Genomic DNA, 21,862 nt, shown 5'->3' on the forward strand with positions numbered 1-21,862 from the left:
GGCACGCGGGCTGGTTTCAGCCCGCCGCCGCGATCAGTTCGCGGGTATAATCGGTCTGAGCATTTTCAAACAGATCCTCGGCCTTGCCCATTTCGATTACATCGCCATTCCGCATGACGATGACATTGTGAGACATTGCCCGCACGACCTTGAGGTCGTGGCTGATGAACAGATAGGCCAGACCATATTTTCGCTGCAGGTCGCGCAGTAGGTCGACGATCTGTACTTGCACTGTCATGTCGAGCGCGCTGGTCGGCTCGTCCAGCACCAGCAGCTTGGGTCGCAACACCATGGCCCGCGCGATGGCTATTCGCTGCCGTTGACCGCCCGAGAACTCATGCGGGTAACGATCCATTGCGGCCGGATCCAACCCAACCTCGGTCATGACCTCGGCAACAAGCTCGCGCGGGGCGCGATGGGGGTCGACTTTGTGGATTGCCAGCCCTTCGGCAATGATCTGCTGGCAGGTCATCCGCGGGCTGAGGCTGCCGAACGGGTCCTGAAACACGATCTGCATATCCTTGCGCAGCCGCCGCAATTCACGCGTGGACCAGCGGCGCACGTCCTGGTCGCGGAATGTTATCTCGCCTTCCGAGGAGATCAGGCGCATGATCGCAAGCGCCAGCGTGGTCTTGCCCGACCCGCTTTCGCCCACGATGCCCAGCGTCTCGCCTGCGCGCACGCTCAGTGTGGCGTCATTGACCGCTTTTACATAGCCGACCGTCCTTTTCAGGAACCCACGCTGGATCGGAAACCAGACTTTCAGGCTTTCCGTCCGCGCCACCTCTTCAGCGTCCGAAGCAACTGGATCAGGATGCCCGGACGGCTCTGCTGCCAACAGCTTTTGTGTGTAGGGGTGTTGCGGGTTGTCGAAGATCTCGGACGTTACACCGGTCTCGACAATCTCGCCATCCTTCATGACACAAACCCGGTCCGCAATTCGACGCACGATGCCCAGGTCGTGGGTGATGAACAGCATCCCCATGTTTTCCGACTTCTGCAATTCTGCCAGAAGCTCAAGAATTTGCGCCTGGATGGTCACGTCCAAGGCCGTTGTCGGCTCGTCGGCGATCAGAATGTCCGGCTTGTTGGCCAGCGCCATGGCAATCATGACACGCTGGCGTTGCCCGCCAGAAAGCTGATGGGGATAGGCGTCCAGCCGCTCCTGCGGGTCGCGAATGCCAACCTTGGTCAACAGTTCCACGATCCGATCCCGCGCCGCGTCGCCGGATAAGCCCTGATGCAGTACAAGCGACTCCGCCATCTGCTTCTGGATCGTGTGCAGCGGGTTCAGCGAAGTCATCGGTTCCTGAAATATGAAACTGATATCGTTGCCGCGCACATCCATCAGCTTGTCTTCCGAGGCGCCGATCATCTCGTGCCCATCATATTGCACCGAGCCTTCGACAATCGCGCTGTCGCCCAGCAGGGATACGGTCGACAGGGCCGTGACGGATTTGCCTGACCCAGACTCGCCCACCAAGGCAACCGTCTCGCCGCGGTCCACGGTGAAGGAAACTCCGTTGACCGCCGCGCTGACCTGCCCGTCCTGCCGGAACGAAACCTTGAGGTTGTTCACATCCAGCAAGCTCATGAAAAGGTCTTTCTCGGGTCAAACGCATCGCGCACGCCTTCGAAGATGAAGACCAGCAGGGACAGCATGATGGCAAAGGTGAAGAAGGCGGTGAAAGCCAGCCACGGGGCTTGCAGGTTTTGCTTGGCCTGCAAGGTCAGTTCCCCCAGCGATGGCGCCGACGACGGCAGGCCGAAACCCAGGAAATCCAGCGAGGCCAGACCGCCGATGGTTCCCGTCACGATAAACGGCATGAAGGTCAGCGTTGCGACCATCGCGTTGGGCAACATATGACGGAACATGATGGTCATGTTCCCGACGCCCAGTGCCCGGGCCGCGCGCACGTATTCGAGATTGCGGGCCCGCAGAAATTCGGCGCGCACCACACCCACCAGTCCGGTCCAGCCGAACAGGATCATAAGTGCGACCAACAACCAGAAACTTCGCCCCAGAATGGCGAACATGATGATGATCACGTACAGCGAGGGGGTGGCAGACCAGATTTCAATGATCCTTTGAAAGATCAGGTCCAGCCACCCGCCGAAAAAACCCTGAATTGCACCGGCAAAGATGCCGATCAGACTGGCCACACCCGTCACGATCAGAGTGAACACAATCGACAGGCGGAAGCCATAGATCACACGGGCCAGCACATCGCGTTTGGTGTCATCCGTGCCCAGCAGGTTCTGGCCGTTGGGCGGCAATGGCGCGGCCCCCGGCCGATCCACGCTGGTGTTGAAGGAATATGGGATCAAGGGCCAAATGGCCCAGCCGCGCTCGAACCCTTCGGCCTTGAAAGTACCTGCCTTGATCTCATCGATAATTCCTTCGGGATCGTCAAAGCATTCGTCAAGCCCGCCGCTGTCAATCAGGCACTGTACTTCGGGGTCGCGATAGATAGCTTCGGTCTGGAAATCGCCGCCGAACTCGGTTTCTGCGTAGAAGTTGAAGACCGGCGTATAGAACTCACCCCGATACTTCACGAGGATCGGTTTGTCATTGGCGATGAACTCGGCGAACAGTGACAGTCCGAACAGCACCGAGAAAATGATCAGCGACCAGAACGCCCGGCCATTACGTCGAAAGTTGCGCCAACGGCGCTGGTTAAGTGGGGACAGCGCCATTTACCCCTCCCGCTTTTCGAAATCGATGCGCGGGTCGACAAGAACATACATCAGGTCGCTGATGATGCCGACGACCAGCCCCATCAATCCGAAGATGAACAGCGTGCCGAAGATCACAGGATAGTCGCGTGCCACCGCGGCCTCAAAACCCAGACGACCCAAGCCATCCAGCGAGAAAATGGTTTCGATAATAATCGAGCCGCCGAAGAACACGCCGATGAACACCGCCGGAAAGCCCGCGATGACGATCAGCATGGCATTGCGGAAAACGTGGCCATACAGCACCTTCCCCTCGCTCAACCCTTTTGCGCGGGCGGTCATGACATACTGCTTTTTGATTTCATCCAGAAACGAGTTCTTGGTCAGCAATGTCAGCGTGGCAAAGGCCGAGATGGTCAGGGCAATGATCGGCAAGGTGATATGCCAGAAATAGTCCGTGATCTTACCAAACAGGCTGAGGCTGTCCCAATTGTCCGAGGTCAGGCCACGCAGCGGAAAAATCTGCCAGTAAGAGCCGCCCGCAAACAGCACAAGCAACAGAATCGCGAACAGGAATCCGGGAATGGCGTAAGCCACAATGATCGTGCCGCTGGTCCATGTGTCGAACTTGGACCCGTCCTTGACTGCCTTGCGAATGCCCAACGGGATGGACACCAGATAAGCGATCAGGGTCGACCACAGGCCCAGCGAAATCGAGACGGGCATCTTCTCCAGCACCAGATCGATCACACTGATCGAGCGAAAATAGCTCTCGCCGAAGTTCAGCGTCAGGTAGTTGCCCATCATCCCTAAAAAGCGTTCGAGCGGCGGTTTGTCGAACCCGAATTCTTTTTCAAGCTCGGCAATGAACTCAGGCGGTAAACCGCGCGCGCCGACATATTTGTCGTCGAATGCGCCCCCGGCCGGTTCGGCCCCCGCACCGGCATCACCGCTGCCTGCAAACCCGGCGAAGACGTCGCCCTGGCCCTCGATTTGCGCGATGATCTGTTCGATCGGTCCACCCGGCACGAACTGCACCAAGGTGAAGTTGACGATCATGATGCCCAGAAGGGTCGGAATGACCAGCAGCAGACGTCTTAGAATATAGGCGCCCATGTTACCGCAGCGCGCCTTTCGCTTTCAGATCCGCCTCTTTCTCGGGGTTCACCCACCACAGGTCCAGATAACCCAACGAGAATGGGGGCAGGTTTTCGGGGTATTCGTACATGTCGTAATAGGCTGTCCAGTAATCCGCCACATAGCCATCCGGGATGACGAAGAACTCATAACGCAGAACACGATCCAGCGCCATAAGTGCGGCATCCTGTTCAGCCTGATTTGTCGTATCGAACGACGCCTCGATCACAGCGTCCACCAGCGGGCTGGCCAAACCGGCGGGGTTGAACAGACTGAACGCGGCTTCCTCGGATCCATACATCTGACTCAGCCCTCCGCCTGTTGACAGGAAGGCCCCGTACCGGGTGGTGTAGACCATGTCGTAATCCCGCTCACGGCGGCGCAGGGTGAACTGCGAAGGGTCGACTTTTTCGGCAGACGCATCGACACCGATGGACTGCAGGTTTTGCACGAAAGTTTCGATCATCGTCGCGATCGACGTCGGAATGCTGGACGCGTAAGGGATGTTAACCTTGAGAGTCTGGCCTTGCGCGTTCCGGCGCAGATTACCCTCACCCACGGGCCAACCGGCTTCGTCCAGCAATTTCGACGCCTTACGCAGATTGCGGCGGTCGTTCAGACGGGCGGGGTTCGATTCATGGGTCACAAGCGCCGGTTCACTGAGCACTTCGGCGGGGACCACGTCGCCGAGGCTTTCCAGAAAGGCCAGTTCAGCACCTTCGGGTGCGCCTTTGGCTTCCAGATGAGTACCCTGAACGAACGAGTCGCGGGGCGAATTCAATCCGAACATCAGCGACTCATTGGCCCATTCAAAATTGAACGCCAGCGCTATCGCCTTTCGCACGTTCTTATCGGCAAATTGCGGCTTGCCCAGGTTAAAGACAAAACCCGAAGGTGTCGGCGGACTGCCGTCCGGTATTTCATCCCGAACGACAAGGCCATCACTGAGTTTCGGAAAATCGTAGTTCGAGGCCCAGAGCTTTGGATCACTTTCGATCCGCATGGTGTATTCGCCGGCCTTGAACCCTTCGAAAGCAGCGGTCTGGTCGGCGAAATATTCAACGCGGATCGTGTCATAGTTGTTGCGCCCAATATTGATCGGCAAATCCTGCCCCCAATAATCGTCGCGGCGTTTGTACACGATACGGCGGTTGATATCGTAGCTGTCCAGCTTGTAAGGCCCTGATCCAACGGCAACTTCAAGCCTTGGTTCATCCAGCCGACGGGAGTCATCGGCTTCGAACCATGCTTTCGAAAAGACCGGAGTCGACCCAACGGTTTCGATCAGACCGCGCCGGGTCACATCTGGGCTGAATGTGAACTTTACGGTGTTGTCGTCCAGCGCCTCGGCGCCCGTAACCATCCGCCCCACGGCTTGCGCATATGACGGCAAGCCCTGTTCGATGAACAATCGGTGGCTGTACACCACGTCTTCGGCAGTGACCGGGGTGCCATCCCAGAATGTCGCCTCGGGGCGCAGGTGAAAGATCACGTAATTCCGCCCTTCGTCATATTCCATACTTTCGGCCAGAACGCCGTAATACTGGCCCACACTGTCCGCCGTACTGTCGATCAGCGGGTCATATTGCAAAGTTGTCAGCGCACCGGCCCGCCCTTTTCGAGAGTAGGGGTTTAGAGAATCAAACGTCCCCGATCCGGCCAATGACAGTTCGCCGCCCTTTGGCGCGTCAGGGTTGACGTAATCGAGGTGAGGGTAGTCCGCCGGGTAGTCCAGGTTGCCGAAATAGGAATATCCATGACTGCGGGTGATGTTATCCTCGGTCGCGGCAACCAGACCACCGCTGGCCAGAACCATTGCCGCCGTTATCCCCAAAACCCCCGCCCAGGACCGAACAGTCGAAACGCGCGTTGCGGGCAGGAGGGGTTTCATATCGCTCATCCTCTGGTTCGTTTGGCTCTTTATGGCGTGCAGGCCAGCTAAATGGCCAGCACTGTCAGTTGCAAGTTTAGAATGCGTGAACGCTTTGTGAAGTTTTTCTTAGACAAAAAAAGCCGCTGCTCTGGGCAGCGGCCTTGGAATTTTCACTTCTGACCGAAGGATCAGTTGCCGATGGTCTGCAGATACGCAATCAGGTCGGCACGCTCTTGTGGTTTTTTCAGACCGGCAAAGCTCATGGACGTTCCCTGAATGTAGGCGTTGGGGCGCGTCAGGAAGGCATCCAGGGCTTCGGGCGTCCAGTTGCCGCCATGGGCCTGCATCGCCGCGGAATAGCCGGTGAACCCTTTGGCCGAAGCAACAGGGCGATCCACAATTGCGTACAGATAGGGCCCGGTACCGTTCGCGCCGTCTTCCAGCTTGTGGCAGGCGGTGCACTTGCGGAACACGCGCGCGCCTTTTTCCGGGTCGGCTGCGGCCAGCATATCCTCGAAGACCACTTCTTCGCCATCGGCGCTTTCGCCAGAGCTTTCGGTTTCAATGACGTAGGCGGCTTCGGCACCATGCCCACCCACGTAATAGAGGGTATCAGCCCCCCACTTGGCGAGAAGAAGCACCAGGAAGGTGCCAAACAGGCCGGCTGCGGCCTTGGTAACTGTCATCGTGTCGAACATTGATCGCGAGTCCATTTCAGCTGTCTGCGGGGTGTCTAAGGCTTCCCCTTGCAAGAGGCAAGGTATAGACACCGCGACTAAACGCCCAATTCACGAACTTGTTGCACGGAATCGACCAAATGACCAAACGCATCGCATTTCAGGGAGAACCCGGCGCCTACAGCCACGAGGCCTGCCGTAATGCTCGGCCCGATATGGACGCGCTGCCCTGCCGCACGTTCGAGGATGTAATCGAATCAGTACGTTCCGGCGCGGCCGACCTGGCGATGCTTCCGGTGGAGAATTCCACTTACGGTCGTGTCGCCGACATCCACCGTCTGCTGCCGCATAGCGGATTGCACATCATCGAAGAAGCTTTTGTGCGCGTGCATATCAACCTTCTGGGCGTGCCTGGCGCTACTCTGTCCGACATCACCGAGGCACATTCCCACCTGGTTCTTCTGCCGCAGTGCGCGGGCTTCCTGAAAGAGCACGGAATTCGTGGTCGGGTCAGCCCCGACAACGCGCGTGCGGCCCGCGAAGTGGCCGAAGTTGGGGACAGGCATTCGGCCGCGCTTGCCAGCGAACTGGCAGCCGAAATCTATGGCCTGAACGTGCTGGCGCGCCATATCGAAGACCATGGCGACAACACCACCCGATTTCTGGTCATGTCGCGCGAGGCCGAAGAATCGCGGCGGGGCGAGCATGAAATGATCACCAGCTTTGTGTTTGAAGTGCGCAACATACCGGCGGCTCTGTACAAGGCGATGGGCGGCTTTGCGACCAATGGCGTCAACATGACAAAGCTGGAAAGCTATATGCTCGATGGCTCGTTCACCGCCACGCAGTTCTACGCGGATGTCGTCGGCCACCCCGAGGACCGGAATGTCCAGTTGGCAATGGATGAGCTGGAACATTTCACGACGAATGTCGAGATTCTGGGCGTCTACCCGGCGGCGCGACCACGTGGATAGCGTCACCCAAATTGGGCCTTTCGGAATTCGGAGATCCGACGACCGTTTCTCAATGCATCCAGGATGGCAATTGTGTTTGCCTCGACTCCATCTTCAGACTGGATATTCAAATCGTACTTCAACCCAGCATGTATCTCACGCTGATCCCGTTCGGCACTTCCCACTTTGCGGTCTCCGCGGTATCCCTCTCGACGATTAAGTTCAGGGATTTGACATTGTAATCCGACAAACAGAACATCGTGGTCACGCAGTAGGTCTTGTAGTGTTTCCAGCCAACCCTTTGTATCCAGAATATGCTCGAGAATGAGATTGTTACCTGCATCAGCGTAGGCCTGAATGGATTTGTGAAACCCTTCAAAAGCACTATCGCGGGATGTGGCCCAGTCAAATTCACCGTTTCGAAAACGCTCCATTGGCAGGGCACCGGAATCTCTCAGTTGATCAATGCTGATATGCCAAAACGGGAGATCAGTGCGTTGTTGCAGGGCTTTTGCCAAGGTCGTCTTGCCGCTACTCGAAGCACCATGCAGGAAAATGATTTGTGCCATGTGTTTTCTCTCGTGCAAATTGCTTCCATCAAGCTACACCTTCACGCCCCGTGCAAATGACGCTCTTCCAGCTCTCGTGCAAAATCGCTGAGACGTATCTGGAACTGGCGGCGGAAACGCGATTGCCCCAGCTTCAGTGACTGCAGCAACAGCCGGGCTGGCAGAGTTTTTGCTGCCAGCGACATGTCGATGATCAGACGCGTACGGCGTTGGGACAAGGCCAGAAGTTCGATCGTCGTGGCCCCATTCATACCCTTGCTGCTGGCGTGAAACCGCATCAGCGAAGGACGGTCGCAATCTGTCATTTCCACAGTGATATGACGCGGCTTGCCTCGGATCTTGAGCGTGGTTTCCCATGTGGTTCCTGCGCCCGGCTGAAGGGGACCAGGCGCACGCCGCACCTCGGCACCGCGCCGCATGGCCATTCGCTCAAACCGCTCGAAATCGGCAACCATGTCGAAGACGGTGTTGATCGGAGCCTGGATATCTTCCTGCGCTGAAAACTGCATTTCGGTGTTCCGATCGTCCTCGTCTTGCGTTCCAGTGATTCGTCAGTCCAACGTATCCGCAAGCCAGTGCTGCAACAAAAAACGGGCAATCGCCCCTTTGCGGGCTGGCAACAGTTTCGGGTGATCTCCGGCAAAGGCCTGCATCATCTCGGTCTTGCTGACCCACATCGCTTCTTCGATTTCGACCGGGTCAATCCGGATATCGCGCGACAACGCCTCACCCGCGCAACCAAACATGAGCGACGCCGGAAATGGCCAGGGTTGGCTGGACAAGTATTTCACGGCACCGACGGGTACACCCGCCTCTTCCATGACTTCCCGCCGTACGGCGGCTTCCAGCGTTTCGCCGGGCTCGACAAACCCGGCCAGCAAGGAGAACATCCCTTCGGGCCAACCGGGGGATCGCCCCATAAGTACGGAATTGCCGTGCGTGATCAGCATGATAACCACCGGATCGGTGCGCGGGAAGTGTTGCCCGCCGCATTCCGGACAGCTACGCTGCCACCCGCCCTGAGACATCTCGCTGCGTTCCCCACACCGGGCGCAGAACTTGTGCGTCTCGTGCCATCCGATGATGGCTTTTGCAGTTGCAGCCATTTCCGCGTCGCGTGGCGACAGGCGCGTCATGATGCGGCGCAATTCCGCAAAAACGTGACCATCCGGTAGGTCCGGGTGTTGCTGTTCGGTGCGATCGACGAATGCGCCAACACCGGACAAATCCAGCCCCTCTGCCGCCCATCCCGAAATATCCATGGCAAAAACCGGCACGTCGCCATCGGTCTTCCCGAGAAAAACCGGCGAGGCAATCACTCCACCCGGTCCGTTGTGCAACAGATCATAACTCATCGGGATCAATGCCAGGCGGTCCAGTTGTTCACCCTGAACCAACACCTTGCCGCGCCACAACAACACGCAACGCGCAGAGGGGTCGGACTGCGCCGCCAATAGCCTGTCTTTGTCGCCCCGCAGCAGGGCCGCCCGATCCAAGCCGGATCCGCCAAATGTCACTTGTTCCGCGCGTTTCATTCCTGCCTTCCCAGACTGCCGGCAAAAGGGCTGCCACGTCTTCGTCTTGGGCGCAACGGAATTCCACCGCGCGGCAAAACAGCGCTGTCGTTGAATGGCCGCAGGATTGCCCCGGAATTTGCACTAATTCCACCAATCAGTGAAATCATGCATACAACAACATCCAGAAGCTGAAGTTTTGACACCCAATACATCGCCGGGCCAGAAGCCAGAGCCGGTCGCGCATATTCAGATCTTGGCGACAAGCGATCTTCACATGCACCTGATGGGTTTTGACTATTACGCAGATCGCGCAGACCCCCGAATTGGGTTTACTCGCACGGCAAACCTGATCCGTGCAGCGCGGAAACAGGCCCGGCAAATGGGGACACTAAGTCTGTTGTTTGATAATGGCGACTTTTTGCAGGGAACCCCGTTGGGAGACTGGGCCGCCGAGAACGTTGCCGAAACCCATCCCATTGCAATGGCGTTCAATGCACTCAACTACGACGCGGTGGGATTGGGTAACCACGACTTCAACTATGGCCTTGAACTGATCGACCGTCTGGCCGAACAAGTCTCTTGCCCTGTGATCTGCAGCAATCTGCTGCGCAACGACAATGCCCGAATTCCGCAACAAAGTGCCGTACTGCAACGAAGCGTTGCTTGTGACGGCGCCGAATTGCCGATCCGCATCGGCGTGTTGTCCGTTTTGCCGCCCCAAACCGCGCAATGGGAGGCGCACAAGCTGGAAGGGATGGCTCAGGTCGACGACATCCTTACCACTGCACGGGACACGGCGAGCGCATTGCGCCGGCAGGGTTGCGACGTCATCATTGCGCTGGCCCATTCGGGGATTGCCGAAACGGATGCTGCTCCAGGGCTGGAAAACGCCGTCGTTCCGTTGGCGGCACTCAAGCACATCGACGTTGTCATCGCCGGTCACACACATCTGACCTTACCGGGCGACGCGCATGAAGGCGTCGCCCATGTCGACAATTCCGCAGGGCTGGTACACGGTAAACCGGTGGTGATGCCCGGCTTTGCCGGCTCTCATCTGGGCGTCATCGATCTGACGCTTTCCCGGAACGGCACCAAAGGTTGGCGTGTCGTCAAACCCCATGTCGAACTTCGGCCTATCTACTCTGAAAGCCACCGGGCCCCTGTGTCGGAAGACCCCGAGATGGTTCGCCTGTTTGCCAAAGGTCACAAAGCCACGCGCGCGCGCGCCGCTGAACCGGTTGGCCGCCTGTTTGCACCGGTTCACAGCTTTTTCAGTTTTTGCGCCCCTGATCGCGGTCTTGCGTTACTGGCGGCAGCTCAGGCGGCGGCGCTTCGTCCGTTTCTGGCCGGGACCGAATTGGAAACACTTCCACTCCTGTCGGCTACGGCGCCCGCCAAGTTCGGCGGTCGGGCCGGGCCGGGATATTACACAAACATCCCTGCAGGCGAGATTTCGATGCGTCATGTCGCCGATATGCACGTTTTCCCAAATGAACTGCGCGCTGTCGTGGCGACCGGGGCTCAAATCCGTGATTGGCTCGAAATGTCCGCAGGGATCTTTAATCAGGTCGGGGCGGATCGCAGCACCGTTCTGACGAATCCGCTGCGGGCAGGTCACAATTTCGACGTACTGCACGGGTTGCGCTATCAGATCGATCTGTCTCAACCTGCGAAGTATGATTTGGGTGGAAAGCTGACGGGTTCGTCGGGCGGGCGCATACGCAACTTGACGATGAAAGGTCGCCCTGTCCCTGGAAACCAAAAGTTTGTCGTCGCAACGAATAACTACCGCGCAAATGGTGGTGGGCATTTTCCGATGATTGCACAAACGATTTCAATCGAACTGCCCCCCCTGCGCGTTCAGGACATCCTTCGGGACTATCTGGCGAAACAACTGCCCGACGAGCTTTTGGCCGGCGCGCCACAGCCATTCAGTCTGACCCCCCTTGGTGGTGCAAATGCCATTTTGGAAACCGGCACGGCCGCGGAAGCTCATTTGGACGAGTTGTCAGGCTTTGCGCCCCGAGTTCTGGGCCTGAACGCCACGGGGTTTCTTCAAATCGAACTGACGCTCTGACGGGTTGTCATTTCCGGTTTGTGCGCCTATATCCATCGATGAGAGGTTGGCGCGGGCGAGCGCCTCGCCAACCTGGTCAGGTCCGGAAGGAAGCAGCCACAACGAGCCCCGCTTGGGTCGATGTCCAACCTCTCACTTATCCGAACCATCAGCCGCAGGAGGGCGTTTATGATTGTAGCAATGACCCTTCAGGCAACGCGGTTCTGATTTCACCCATCAACTCGACTGCCTGAACACATCGCCCGCAGATGCGCGTTCGCCATTTGCTGGGCTTTCTGTACCTGAACACAGGCAGACCAATGTCATTTACCCTTTCGGACCTGGGATGGTCCTCTCATTTCGCCGCGCAGCAAGCGGCACACCCTAAGTTGAATCCATTCCGCGTAACGGCGGTTCATCGTGATCGGTTGTTTGGGCACCACCCGAACAGAGAAGCAGCTTTGTTGACCGGAGGCCGCCAGACGGGCGATTTCGCGGTCGGCGATTGGGTGCTGTGCGATGCGCAAAACCGCGTTCAGCGTCTGCTGGATCGTCGCAGCCTTCTGAAGCGCCGTGCCGCCGGAACCGGGGCTGACACGCAATTGATTGCTGCAAATGTGGATGTTCTGTTCATCGTCAGCTCATGCAACGCAGATTTCAACCTTGCGCGGCTGGAACGTTACCTCGCACTGGCCCATCAGGCGGGGTGTTTCCCGGTCATCGTTTTGACCAAGGCGGATATCTGTGAAAGCGCTGAGCAATACGTGGATCAGGCGCAAGCGCTGTCCCCACTTCAGACCGTGTTGTCAGTGAACGCGTGGAACGCGCAAGACGTACACCGCGTGCTGGATTGGTGCCCGTCCGGTCAAACGGCTGCATTGGTTGGGTCCTCCGGTGTTGGGAAAACGACGCTCGCGAATGTCATGACCGGATCGCAGGACTCGACCGCCGATATTCGTGAGGACGACGCGCGCGGTCGGCACACCACAACAGCACGAGCCCTGTACCGGATGCGAAATGGTGGCTGGCTGATCGACACGCCGGGTATGCGTGCCCTTCGGTTGCTGGACGCAAAAGATGGCGTGGATGAGGTCTTTTCCGACATTGTTGAGCTGGCACAGAACTGCCGCTTTTCCGATTGCGAACACCAGACCGAACCCGGCTGCGCCGTCCTCGGCGCAGTGGACGAAGGCACCCTGAACCCTGACCGGCTGGTTCGATGGCGCAAATTGCGGCGAGAGGACATGCGCAATTCCGATACCGTGGCGCAAGCCCGTGCCCGTGATAAGGCATTCGGGAAAATGGTGCGCAATGCGACGCGCGGCAAACCCTCGCGCACCGGGCTTTGACAAGATGGGGCGCCGAGACCCGGCGTCCCTTACTTCTCGATCAATCGGGGCCAGACAGCCGCACTTCGGCGCGCAAAGACCCCGATATGACCAATGCCGGTCAGCCCAGTGTCCTGCGGGTCGATGAGGATGCGATTGGCGTCTGGTCCATAAAGATCAGCCAGCCTCCAGACCGCGTTGGGCGGAACCATTTGATCGTCGGTGAATGCGAACAGATCAACCGGTCCTCCGGCCCGGGACCAATCCACCGCGGGCAGGCTGGAACCGGTCTCGGGCACATAGCTGGATGGTGATGTGCACCACTTGCGCCACTGCCAATACACTTGCGGCGGAAGATCCGAGCCGAAGCCAAGCGCCTTGCCGGGCAGATAGCCCAGCATATGCACGGCCAACGGCGCGTGGCCATACCAGAACAACCCGGCCAGCCCGCGATAGGGCCACGGGTGATCTGACAACGTGACCAAGCCCGAGCAAACGCAGATCATTCGGTCGATCATCTCGATATCCGGCTGCAAAGGACCGAGCATTCCACCGACCGAGTGGCCGATTGTCCAGTGTTGCGCGTTCGGAAACCGTCGTCGCATCTCGGCCCGGGCCGCGGGCATATCGACCAGTGCCCAATCTGCCATTGTGACTGTCGATTCCTTCAATCGGCCCGAAAGGGAATGGCCGAAATCCCGATAATCATATGTCAGACAGGCCATACCCCGTTCGGCTGCAAGCCACTGCGCGAAATGCCGATAATAATCCCTTGGCACCCCGGTCGCGCTGTTCAGCACAACAACGGTTTGCGGGTCGGAATGCGGTAAATACAAACGCCCCGACAGCATGGCCGGCCCCGAAGGGAACCGAATATCTTCGGCAATCACCGTATACCGAGCGTCCAACATCTGTTCTCCAGCCCTAACTGAACCGATCAGTTCACTCGCTCAATCGGCCCTATCCACCCCTCCGAGTCAAGGCCGGATTAAGGTGACCAAACGTCCACTTACCGCGCTGAAAAAGTCTCGCGAACCATTGAATGGCCAATCTGCTTGACTCGGCCACACTGCAACCGCTAGCGATGCGGTGATGGTTCCCGCGCCCTCTCACGATGGCCGGGATGAAAAGGGAACGCGGTGCGGTCCACCCCGGTTGATCCGGTTGGGACCAAGTCCGCGACTGCCCCCGCAACTGTAAGCGGAGAGCGATGCCGAAACACCACTGACCGAAAGGTTGGGAAGGTCGGCAAAGCAGCGACCCGCAAGTCAGGAGACCTGCCATCAGAACTTGAAACCGAAACTCGGGCGGGGTGTCCGGGCGGGATTTGGTCGCAGTTTGCAGCCTTTCCCGATCTCTCACCCTTCGTCCCACGCGCGGAGGGCGCAGCATGATCTGGAAGACCGAGACACATCAATTCACAGCTACCATTTGCCAGCGCACCGGCAAAACCTGCCCCGCGCTCGCCCGCATGGCGCGCGCCATGGTTCAAGCCGTTGCAGCAGCAGGGCATTCGACCACGAATGAGTTCGAAATCGAAGGCAGTTCGGACCTGACACACTGCCCGCAAGGATGTTCCGCCCGCTTTCGCGCGCGACCTGACCAGGTGAGAATTTATTGCGGCGCGGATCCCGAAACCAGTTCTGACAGGTTGGATGATTACGCCGAGCTGATGTTTGGAACAGAGCTGACGTCCCTGCCCTCTCAGGCGATCAGCAACCCGCCCTGCGCATTACTGGAAGCGGTAGCACTGGCGCCCAGCCATCCGGTGCAGGCGGAAGCCTTCGCAACGGCCTGACCTATTGCGAATAAGGTGCGCGGGCGGCTCCCACGGCCCAGCGCATCTGCCCGTCAGTTTCGACGGCACAGGGGCGAATTGCGCGTAGTCGGGACAGCGCCGCCTGGGGCGCTTCACCGTTTTCCACCATCAATCGCAGAACCACCATTCCGGATCGACCACACCCGCCACGACAATGCACCAGGACCCGACCTCCGTGCGACAAAGTCCTCAGCACGGTCTTGCTAACTACCGGCCATCGCTCGACTATTTCGGCTGGTGGTGATCCGAAATCCTCGATGGGCAGATGAACCCACCGGACCCCATTGCTTTTGACGTCCTGGCCAAAACTTCCAGCTCCTCCTTGCGTCAACTCGGCCGCAGAGGTCATAGAGATTACGATGTCCGGCGCCCAGTTTCTGAGCGTGTCCAGATCGGCGGCGTAGTCTCCACCGCGCCCCGGAAGGGGTGACAATGCCAACGTGCCGCCGCCAAGCGGCAAGTCGTAGATTTCAAACTGAGCCATCGGGTTTCCAATTTCACCTTGCCGGCAGGTTCTATCCCGACCCGGCGACTTTCAAAACAAATTTCGTTCCGCCCTGCGGTGGACGCGGAGGTCGGGGCGCTCTACGCTGCGGCGTAACTCGAATCCGCCAGAGCAGACATGACCGACACGCCCAGCCCCGCCTATCAGGTTCTCGCCCGCAAGTATCGCCCGGAAACCTTTGCAGACCTGGTTGGCCAGGATGCCATGGTGCGCACGCTCAAAAACGCGTTCGAGGCGGACCGGATCGCGCAGGCCTTCGTCATGACCGGCATTCGCGGGACCGGTAAGACAACGACCGCCCGCATCATTGCGAAAGGCATGAACTGCATCGGTCCTGACGGAAATGGCGGCCCCACGACCGAACCCTGCGGAAAATGCGAACACTGCGTAGCGATCATGGCAGGCCGCCATGTCGACGTGATGGAGATGGACGCTGCCAGTCGCACCGGTGTCAACGACATCCGCGAGATCATCGACAGCGTCCGCTACCGCGCGGCTTCAGCCCGCTACAAAATCTATATCATCGACGAGGTTCACATGCTGTCGACCAGCGCGTTCAACGCGCTGCTCAAGACGCTGGAAGAACCGCCCGAGCATGTGAAGTTCATCTTCGCCACAACCGAGATTCGCAAGGTTCCGGTGACGGTTCTGTCCCGGTGCCAGCGATTTGATCTGCGCCGGATCGAACCCGAAGACATGATCGGCCTTTTGCGTAAGATCGCGGATTCAGAAGGTGCGCAGATTGCCGAGGACGCGCTGGCCCTGATCACCCGCGCTGCGGAAGGGTCCGCACGCGACGCAACCTCACTGCTGGATCAGGCCATTTCCCATGGAGCAGGAGAAACCAGCGCCGATCAGGTCCGCGCCATGCTGGGGCTTGCCGATCGGGGCCGGGTATTGGACTTGATGGACATGATCCTGCGTGGGGATGCGGCGGGCGCCCTGACCGAGTTGGGCGCTCAATATGCCGAAGGTGCGGATCCGTTGGCCGTTCTGCGCGATCTGGCCGAGATCACCCACTGGGTGTCGGTCGTCAAGATCACACCCGACGCTGCCGAAGACCCGACGGTTTCTCCCGATGAACGCGCGCGTGGCCAGCAGATGGCAGAGGCCCTGCCGATGCGTGTCCTCACGCGGATGTGGCAGATGCTGCTGAAGGCACTGGAAGAAGTCTCCGCCGCGCCAAACGCCATGATGGCCGCGGAAATGGCAGTTATCCGCCTGACCCATGTCGCGGATTTGCCAAGTCCGCAGGAACTGCTGAAACGCCTGCAAGACGTGCCTCCGCCGCCCATTGGTGGGCCCGGCGGCGGTGTTTCCGCACCGGGGAATACCGCGCCTGTGACCCAACACACGGGGCAACCTGCCTATGCTGCATCTACGACCGGAAACAGCGGAGGACCCACGGCAGCTCTGGCACAGGACGTTCAGGCCGCGCTGGCACGCTATCCCACATTCGATCATGTGGTCGAACTGATCCGCGCGAACCGGGATGGGGTCTTGCTTGAAGAAGTCAAAAGCTATCTCCGGCTGGTGGCTTATCAACCGGGCCGGATCGAGTTCCAACCCACCGAACGCGCCTCGGCCAATCTGGCTCAACGGCTCGGAACCGCGCTGCAAAGGTGGACCGGGAATAGATGGGCCGTGACCGTTGTGAACGAAGGCGGCGGCGAGACGATCTATGAGAAAGAGAACGCCGCCGAAGAAGCGCTGAAGAGCGAAGCCAAAGAGCATCCACTTGTGCAGGCCGTATTCGCTCAGTTCCCGAACGCCAAGATCACCAAAATCGAAACGCCCGAGCAACGCGCCGCCAAAGTCGAGACCGAAGCGCTGCCCGAGGTCGAAGACGAGTGGGACCCGTTCGAAGAGGATTGACCCAGCGCGCGCGCCATGTGTCGCAAATGAGGCAGATTGTTCCAGCGGACGATCGGACCCTGCCATTACGCAGATGATGGAGGAACTTGATGCACACAACACCGCTGCACCCCCGTTTCGGGTTGACCGTTCACGATGTCGATCTGCGCGCAGTCACCAAAGAAAATTTGTACCCGGAGATCAGGCAGGCATTCGAGACCCATTCGGCGCTTCTGTTCCCTGCCCAATCGATCTCGGACGAGGATCACATTCGACTGGCCGAGCTTTTCGGCCCACTGGAAAATCGCGAGGCCATGGCAGCAGGCCGTCCTCTTGAGTTTGAGGTTCCCGAACTCACCAACCAGACCAAGGACGGGCTGCGCGCAAAGGATGACCTGCGCCTGCTGGACCTGCAGGCCAACATGTTGTGGCATACCGACAGCACATTTCTGCCAACCCCCGCATTGATCAATATCCTGACCGCCAAGATCGTACCGCCCAGCGGCGGTGAGACCGAGCTAGCCTCGACCCGAGCCGCCTGGGCCGACATGCCGGAGCGTCTGCGATCCGCCCTGAAGGACGCGATCGTCTGGCATCGCCTGTCACATTCCCGGTCGAAAATCTCGACCGATTTGGCGGCTTTGCCCTTCATGACCCGATGGCCCGACCGCCCCTGGCGCGCGATCTGGCCCAACCCCGTCACGGGCGAAGACGCGCTGTTCATCGCCTCTCATGCCTTCGCGATCGAGGGGCTGGGGCATGAGGAAAGCCAGACGATACTCGAGGACGCGTTGGCCTTCTGCACGCGACCGGAATATGTGTATTCGCACCAATGGGCCGTGGGCGACGTTCTGATCTGGGATGAGCGCGCGACCCTGCACCGGGGCCGCCCGTGGGACTATGGCCACCCACGCACGCTCAAATCCATCTGCTGTTCGGTGACAGCGGCCGACGGATTGAATTCTGTTCGTGTGGTATGAACCCCTTCCGAAAACCAAACCCTCCCGCGTCCGCCACGGGCCATCGGCTGACGCCGATTCCCCTGAACGGCCTTGGGCCCGGCAGCGCGGGCAGAGCCCGCGCTGCCGGGCCCAAGGGGAGGAAAGGTCTTGCAAAAGACCTTGACGACGGGCGGGAGCACCCTCGCCCCTTGTGCCGCGCCGATGGCATCCGTATTTAGGCGGCAAACCGATTTACAGGAGACGATCGATGCTCAAAGGACTTGGCGGCTTGGGCGATATGGCCAAGATGATGAAATCCGCGCAGGATTTGCAGACAAAGATGACCGACATGCAGGAAGAGCTGAACAACATGATGGTTGTCGGCGAATCCGGGGCCGGGCTCGTCAAGGCCACCGCAACCGCAAAGGGCGAGTTGAAAGGTCTGGATATTGACCCTTCGATCTTCAACGGTGACGACAAGGAAGTGGTCGAGGACCTGATCCTGGCCGCCATCAAAGACGCGCAATCCAAAGCGACCGAACGCGCGCAGGAAGAAATGACCAAGCTGACGGAAAGCATGGGCTTGCCGAAAGACATCAAGCTTCCGTTCTGATACAAGCTCCTGACGGATCTTTGGCCGGGTAGAAATTGCCCGGCCCATTTGCAGGAGCACGCGCCTTGAGTTCGAACAGCGATATCGACAATCTGATCGACCTGATGGCCAAGCTGCCGGGCCTCGGCCCTCGCTCGGCCCGCCGCGCCGTGCTGCATCTGATCCGCAAACGCGCCCTGCTGTTGACGCCTCTGTCAGACGCCATGCAGCAAGTGGCCGTCACCGCCCGCGAATGCCTGAACTGCGGCAATGTCGGCACCACCGATATCTGTGACATCTGCGACAACGAGGCCCGCGCGACCGGAGAACTCTGCGTAGTCGAAGACGTCGCCGACCTCTGGGCGATGGAACGGGCCGGAGTGTTCAAGGGCCGCTATCACGTTCTGGGCGGCACTTTGTCGGCACTGGACGGAGTCGGGCCGGATGAGCTGCGCATTCCCCGGCTCAAGGACCGGGTGATGGCCGAGGGGATTTCTGAGGTCATCCTAGCCCTGAACGCCACCATCGATGGCCAGACCACTGCCCATTACATCGCCGATCAGTTGGAGGGGCAGGTCCGCCTGACCTCGCTGGCGCAGGGTGTGCCGATTGGGGGGGAGCTGGATTATCTGGATGATGGGACGATTACGGCAGCGTTGAGGGCGCGGAAAGAGTTGTAGGTTTGCGCCCGAGTAGGCGTTGCAAGCCTTCCCGCAAGCCACCATTATTCTACTTTGGCATTTAGCAATAAGGGCGTTTTTGCGGAAGTTCTTAACGATAGGGGCTGCGTCCTTCATCGGCGTTGTGGTCGTTTTCTACTTGCTGCTTTATCCACCGTTTCCTGTTCCGCCAGAGATTGGCCGAGGATTGCCGAGTAACTTTGCTGACGCCGACAAAGAGTTCGCTCAAAGGATCGCCTCTGAATTCCTCCTGCCATTGGACGAGCAGGAACTAATCCAAAGTTTGAAACGCAGCGGGTTTTCTATCTCCAGCGGTAACGACTATGCCTTTTTTGAGAAACAATCATTTCCCTGCTTACTTTTCTGGCGCGTTTTTTGGAAAGCTCAGGATGGAATTGTAACGGAATTGTCGCCGAGGTACGGGGGGTCATGTTTATAGAGACAGTAGAAGCGCCAGGCTCTCTTAACCCAGAGCCATCAGGTTTCTAAACTCCTTTTTCAATAAGCGAATGCCGGAAGCCGTAGAAAATAGCTGGATCACGACAGGAGAATACTCTTGGCTGCGCCTGTTAATTCAGTAACGTGGATGCCATTCCACAGTCTTTTTTCCGGAAACACTATATGACCCGCCTTCTCGCCCTCACCCTCGCTGCCTTCACCGCCACCTCTGCCCTCGCGCAAGACCTCGTCGACAAAGGCTTTGTCGAAGGATGGAACATCATGATGGACCCCGCGCTTGGGAACGGGTGTCTGATTCAGACGGTGTATCAGGACCTCTCGGTCGTGCGGTTGGGCTATGACGCGCTGGGCAATCGCGGGTATTTCGCCGTCTACAACAAGGCCTGGGGCGACATTAAACAGGGTGAGAGCTATCCGATCCGGTTCGAGCTGGACGGCAAGAGCTTTGACGCAACAGCCATAGGCTTCAATCAGCGCGACGTGCCCGGCGCGACGGTTTTCTTCACCGACCGCAGCTTCGTCAATGCGATTGCGCAGAACAAGACCCTGACCGTCTATAACCCGGCAGGCGAGGTGGTGATGGCAATTGACCTCAAGGGCACCGCCAAGGCGCTGGAATACGCCCGCGAATGCCAGAACCGGGAACTCTAACGAATCGGATCGAACAACGCGTCCTGGGCCATGCAGTCCCGGATAACGTCCCGGCCACACGGCACCGGTTCAAGGTCACGAGACAGGCATAGACGAACCTCTTCGATGTATCCCTGTTTGCAGGTGACGGTGACCATGTCCCGCTCAAGCTCGGGGTTGGCTTCGAGGAAGGCCTCTTCCACGACCGAGGCAGGCAGCTTGACCGACGCATCCAGTTTTCGGAACACCTGTGGGCGTTCGACCCGCTCATAGGCTTTTCGTGACAGGGCAAAGTAGTCGGGCGCGCTGAGGCCCGTGCAGGTGCCGTGCTTTTTCCATTGATGCCAGGCGAGACCGGAACTGCCCTGAATATCGACCATTTGCCTGGTCATGCGTCGGGTGGGCGGAGCTTCGGCTGTGCGACAGAACGCAGGCCAGCCTTGATGGTATTGCGGCCAAAGGCCGTGCAGTATCCAGCCGTGGTCATGCCGTGCATCGCATTGGTCCGAACCGCGCGCGTCGCCTTCTCGGGCGCACCAGTTGGGTGACCAACTCAGCGACAGGACATAGTAATCGAACTCGTCCGCCTTTTCCCCATCGGCCAGCGCCGTCGTCGCGCTGAACGCCGACAATACCAACCCCAAAATCCCTCGGCGCATTCGCCTCTTCCCTTCTTGCCTTGCCGCGACTATATACAGCCCAAGTTCCCCGACAACGGAAACCTGCCCCAAGACCACGGGGCCGCCGAATTCCGGCGACGGGACAGATGTATTCAAAGGAGACGGGCTGATGGCAAAACCGCTTATGGCCAAGGCAACAGCCGTATGGCTGGTGGACAACACCACGATCAGCTTCAAGCAGATCGCGGATTTCGTGGGCATGCACGAGCTTGAGGTGCAGGGCATCGCAGATGGCGATGTGGCCGTTGGGGTCAAAGGGTTTGACCCGATTGCCAACAACCAGCTGACGCAGGAAGAGATCGAGTCGGCGCAGAACAACCCGCTGCACAAGCTGAAGCTCAAGTTCAACCCAGCGGCATCGGGCGAGGAAAAGCGCCGTGGGCCGCGCTACACCCCGCTGTCCAAGCGTCAGGACCGTCCAAACTCGATACTGTGGCTTGTCAAGTTCCACCCGGAACTCAGCGATGGTCAGATTGCCAAGCTGGTAGGCACCACCAAGCCGACCATCCAGTCGATCCGCGAGCGCACCCACTGGAACATTTCGAATATGCAGCCGATTGACCCTGTTGCTCTGGGTCTTTGCAAACAATCCGAGCTGGACGCGATCGTGCAGAAGGCAGCCGCTAAGAAAGCGGCGGAAGGTGGCGTCATGAGCGATGACGAGCGCCGCAAACTGGTGTCGACCGAGCAGTCGCTGGAAATGGACGCCGCACCGAAGATCCCGACCGCCATCGAAGGTCTGGAAACCTTCTCGCTGTCCGATGATAGCGACGAGAAATCGGATGAAGAGCCGCTTGTTGATGCAGACAGCTTCTTCAACCTGCCCAAAGGCGATGCCGCGGACGAAGAAGAAGACGATCCGCGCACCTGATGTACTGATGGCCCCGGTCTGAACGGTCCGGGGCGATTTCTACAG

21 protein-coding genes, 1 other RNA gene and 1 riboswitch are annotated in these 21,862 nt (G+C 58.8%); of the genes, 11 read left to right on the top strand and 11 right to left on the bottom strand.

Translation table 11 applies throughout. The features are described from left to right. Window positions 1-16: 16 nt before the first annotated feature. From AC2TDJ_RS08420 to AC2TDJ_RS08440, 5 genes are all read right to left on the bottom strand, one after another. Window positions 17-1,594 carry an ABC transporter ATP-binding protein gene (locus AC2TDJ_RS08420; protein WP_480841124.1) on the bottom strand — a complete coding sequence of 526 codons (1,578 nt, stop codon included), beginning with the start codon at window positions 1,592-1,594 and terminating at the stop codon, window positions 17-19. Continuing rightward, window positions 1,591-2,697 (bottom strand): ABC transporter permease, encoded by a 1,107-nt coding sequence (locus AC2TDJ_RS08425; protein WP_480841126.1) that lies wholly within the window; start codon window positions 2,695-2,697, stop codon window positions 1,591-1,593. The genes AC2TDJ_RS08420 and AC2TDJ_RS08425 overlap by 4 nt, the downstream gene beginning before the upstream one ends. Continuing rightward, complete coding sequence (locus tag AC2TDJ_RS08430; protein WP_480841128.1) at window positions 2,698-3,792, bottom strand: microcin C ABC transporter permease YejB; 1,095 nt, start codon at window positions 3,790-3,792, stop codon at window positions 2,698-2,700. It abuts the gene before it with no gap. A gap of 1 nt (window position 3,793) precedes the next feature. After that, window positions 3,794-5,704: an extracellular solute-binding protein gene (locus AC2TDJ_RS08435; protein WP_480841129.1), complete on the bottom strand. Its 1,911-nt coding sequence runs from the start codon at window positions 5,702-5,704 to the stop codon at window positions 3,794-3,796. A gap of 170 nt (window positions 5,705-5,874) precedes the next feature. After that, on the bottom strand, window positions 5,875-6,384 hold the full coding sequence (locus tag AC2TDJ_RS08440) for a c-type cytochrome (RefSeq protein ID WP_480841447.1): 510 nt from the start codon (window positions 6,382-6,384) through the stop codon (window positions 5,875-5,877). 119 nt (window positions 6,385-6,503) lie between these two features. Here AC2TDJ_RS08440 and AC2TDJ_RS08445 point away from each other — a divergent pair, with 119 nt between their 5' ends. Further along, on the top strand, window positions 6,504-7,337 hold the full coding sequence (locus AC2TDJ_RS08445) for a prephenate dehydratase (protein WP_480841131.1): 834 nt from the start codon (window positions 6,504-6,506) through the stop codon (window positions 7,335-7,337). A 2-nt stretch (window positions 7,338-7,339) separates the two neighbouring features. On the opposite strand, the gene AC2TDJ_RS08450 is transcribed toward AC2TDJ_RS08445, so the two are convergent. Genes AC2TDJ_RS08450 through nudC form a run of 3 tightly spaced genes read right to left on the bottom strand, consistent with a single transcriptional unit; the run spans window position 7,340 to window position 9,420 of the window. Next, complete coding sequence (locus AC2TDJ_RS08450; protein WP_480841133.1) at window positions 7,340-7,885, bottom strand: chloramphenicol phosphotransferase CPT family protein; 546 nt, start codon at window positions 7,883-7,885, stop codon at window positions 7,340-7,342. A 41-nt stretch (window positions 7,886-7,926) separates the two neighbouring features. Continuing rightward, window positions 7,927-8,394: an SRPBCC family protein gene (locus AC2TDJ_RS08455; RefSeq protein WP_480841135.1), complete on the bottom strand. Its 468-nt coding sequence runs from the start codon at window positions 8,392-8,394 to the stop codon at window positions 7,927-7,929. Window positions 8,395-8,436: 42 nt separating this feature from the next. Continuing rightward, on the bottom strand, window positions 8,437-9,420 hold the full coding sequence (gene nudC, locus AC2TDJ_RS08460) for an NAD(+) diphosphatase (protein ID WP_480841137.1): 984 nt from the start codon (window positions 9,418-9,420) through the stop codon (window positions 8,437-8,439). 139 nt (window positions 9,421-9,559) lie between these two features. Here nudC and AC2TDJ_RS08465 point away from each other — a divergent pair, with 139 nt between their 5' ends. The 3 genes from AC2TDJ_RS08465 (at window position 9,560) to rsgA (ending at window position 12,807) form a co-directional block, all read left to right on the top strand. After that, window positions 9,560-11,479, top strand: coding sequence for a bifunctional 2',3'-cyclic-nucleotide 2'-phosphodiesterase/3'-nucleotidase (locus AC2TDJ_RS08465; RefSeq protein WP_480841139.1), 1,920 nt, complete (start codon window positions 9,560-9,562; stop codon window positions 11,477-11,479). A 39-nt stretch (window positions 11,480-11,518) separates the two neighbouring features. After that, window positions 11,519-11,617: signal recognition particle sRNA small type (gene ffs, locus AC2TDJ_RS08470), an RNA gene on the top strand. 161 nt (window positions 11,618-11,778) lie between these two features. Continuing rightward, entirely contained in the window at window positions 11,779-12,807 is a 1,029-nt protein-coding gene (gene rsgA / locus AC2TDJ_RS08475; RefSeq protein ID WP_480841141.1) for a ribosome small subunit-dependent GTPase A, read from the top strand. A gap of 29 nt (window positions 12,808-12,836) precedes the next feature. Here rsgA and AC2TDJ_RS08480 read toward each other — a convergent pair whose 3' ends face one another. After that, on the bottom strand, window positions 12,837-13,697 hold the full coding sequence (locus AC2TDJ_RS08480; protein ID WP_480841143.1) for an alpha/beta hydrolase family protein: 861 nt from the start codon (window positions 13,695-13,697) through the stop codon (window positions 12,837-12,839). 165 nt (window positions 13,698-13,862) lie between these two features. Then, a riboswitch (cobalamin riboswitch) is annotated at window positions 13,863-14,085 on the top strand. A 91-nt stretch (window positions 14,086-14,176) separates the two neighbouring features. On the opposite strand from AC2TDJ_RS08480, the gene AC2TDJ_RS08485 reads away from it, so the two are divergent. Further along, window positions 14,177-14,584 carry a hypothetical protein gene (locus tag AC2TDJ_RS08485; protein ID WP_480841145.1) on the top strand — a complete coding sequence of 136 codons (408 nt, stop codon included), beginning with the start codon at window positions 14,177-14,179 and terminating at the stop codon, window positions 14,582-14,584. 1 nt (window position 14,585) lies between these two features. Here AC2TDJ_RS08485 and AC2TDJ_RS08490 read toward each other — a convergent pair whose 3' ends face one another. Beyond that, window positions 14,586-15,089: a protein-tyrosine phosphatase family protein gene (locus AC2TDJ_RS08490; protein ID WP_480841146.1), complete on the bottom strand. Its 504-nt coding sequence runs from the start codon at window positions 15,087-15,089 to the stop codon at window positions 14,586-14,588. 138 nt (window positions 15,090-15,227) lie between these two features. Here AC2TDJ_RS08490 and AC2TDJ_RS08495 point away from each other — a divergent pair, with 138 nt between their 5' ends. The 5 genes from AC2TDJ_RS08495 (at window position 15,228) to AC2TDJ_RS08515 (ending at window position 20,287) form a co-directional block, all read left to right on the top strand. Then, window positions 15,228-16,985, top strand: a complete 1,758-nt coding sequence (locus AC2TDJ_RS08495; RefSeq protein WP_480841148.1) for a DNA polymerase III subunit gamma/tau — start codon at window positions 15,228-15,230, stop codon at window positions 16,983-16,985. Window positions 16,986-17,074: 89 nt separating this feature from the next. Next, the gene (locus tag AC2TDJ_RS08500; protein WP_480841150.1) at window positions 17,075-17,944 is read left to right on the top strand and encodes a TauD/TfdA dioxygenase family protein; all 870 of its coding nucleotides are present in this window, start codon (window positions 17,075-17,077) and stop codon (window positions 17,942-17,944) included. A 229-nt stretch (window positions 17,945-18,173) separates the two neighbouring features. After that, on the top strand, window positions 18,174-18,518 hold the full coding sequence (locus AC2TDJ_RS08505) for a YbaB/EbfC family nucleoid-associated protein (RefSeq protein WP_480841152.1): 345 nt from the start codon (window positions 18,174-18,176) through the stop codon (window positions 18,516-18,518). Between the two features lie 65 nt (window positions 18,519-18,583). Further along, window positions 18,584-19,177, top strand: coding sequence for a recombination mediator RecR (gene recR / locus AC2TDJ_RS08510; protein ID WP_480841154.1), 594 nt, complete (start codon window positions 18,584-18,586; stop codon window positions 19,175-19,177). A gap of 621 nt (window positions 19,178-19,798) precedes the next feature. Beyond that, entirely contained in the window at window positions 19,799-20,287 is a 489-nt protein-coding gene (locus tag AC2TDJ_RS08515) for a hypothetical protein (RefSeq protein ID WP_480841156.1), read from the top strand. On the opposite strand, the gene AC2TDJ_RS08520 is transcribed toward AC2TDJ_RS08515, so the two are convergent. Continuing rightward, window positions 20,284-20,925, bottom strand: a complete 642-nt coding sequence (locus tag AC2TDJ_RS08520; protein WP_480841158.1) for a ribonuclease T2 family protein — start codon at window positions 20,923-20,925, stop codon at window positions 20,284-20,286. The genes AC2TDJ_RS08515 and AC2TDJ_RS08520 overlap by 4 nt on opposite strands. Window positions 20,926-21,055: 130 nt before the next feature. On the opposite strand from AC2TDJ_RS08520, the gene AC2TDJ_RS08525 reads away from it, so the two are divergent. After that, window positions 21,056-21,817, top strand: a complete 762-nt coding sequence (locus AC2TDJ_RS08525; protein ID WP_480841160.1) for a DUF1013 domain-containing protein — start codon at window positions 21,056-21,058, stop codon at window positions 21,815-21,817. Window positions 21,818-21,862: the final 45 nt, after the last annotated feature.

It is taken from the genome of Ruegeria sp. HKCCD6647-2 (assembly GCF_057221075.1).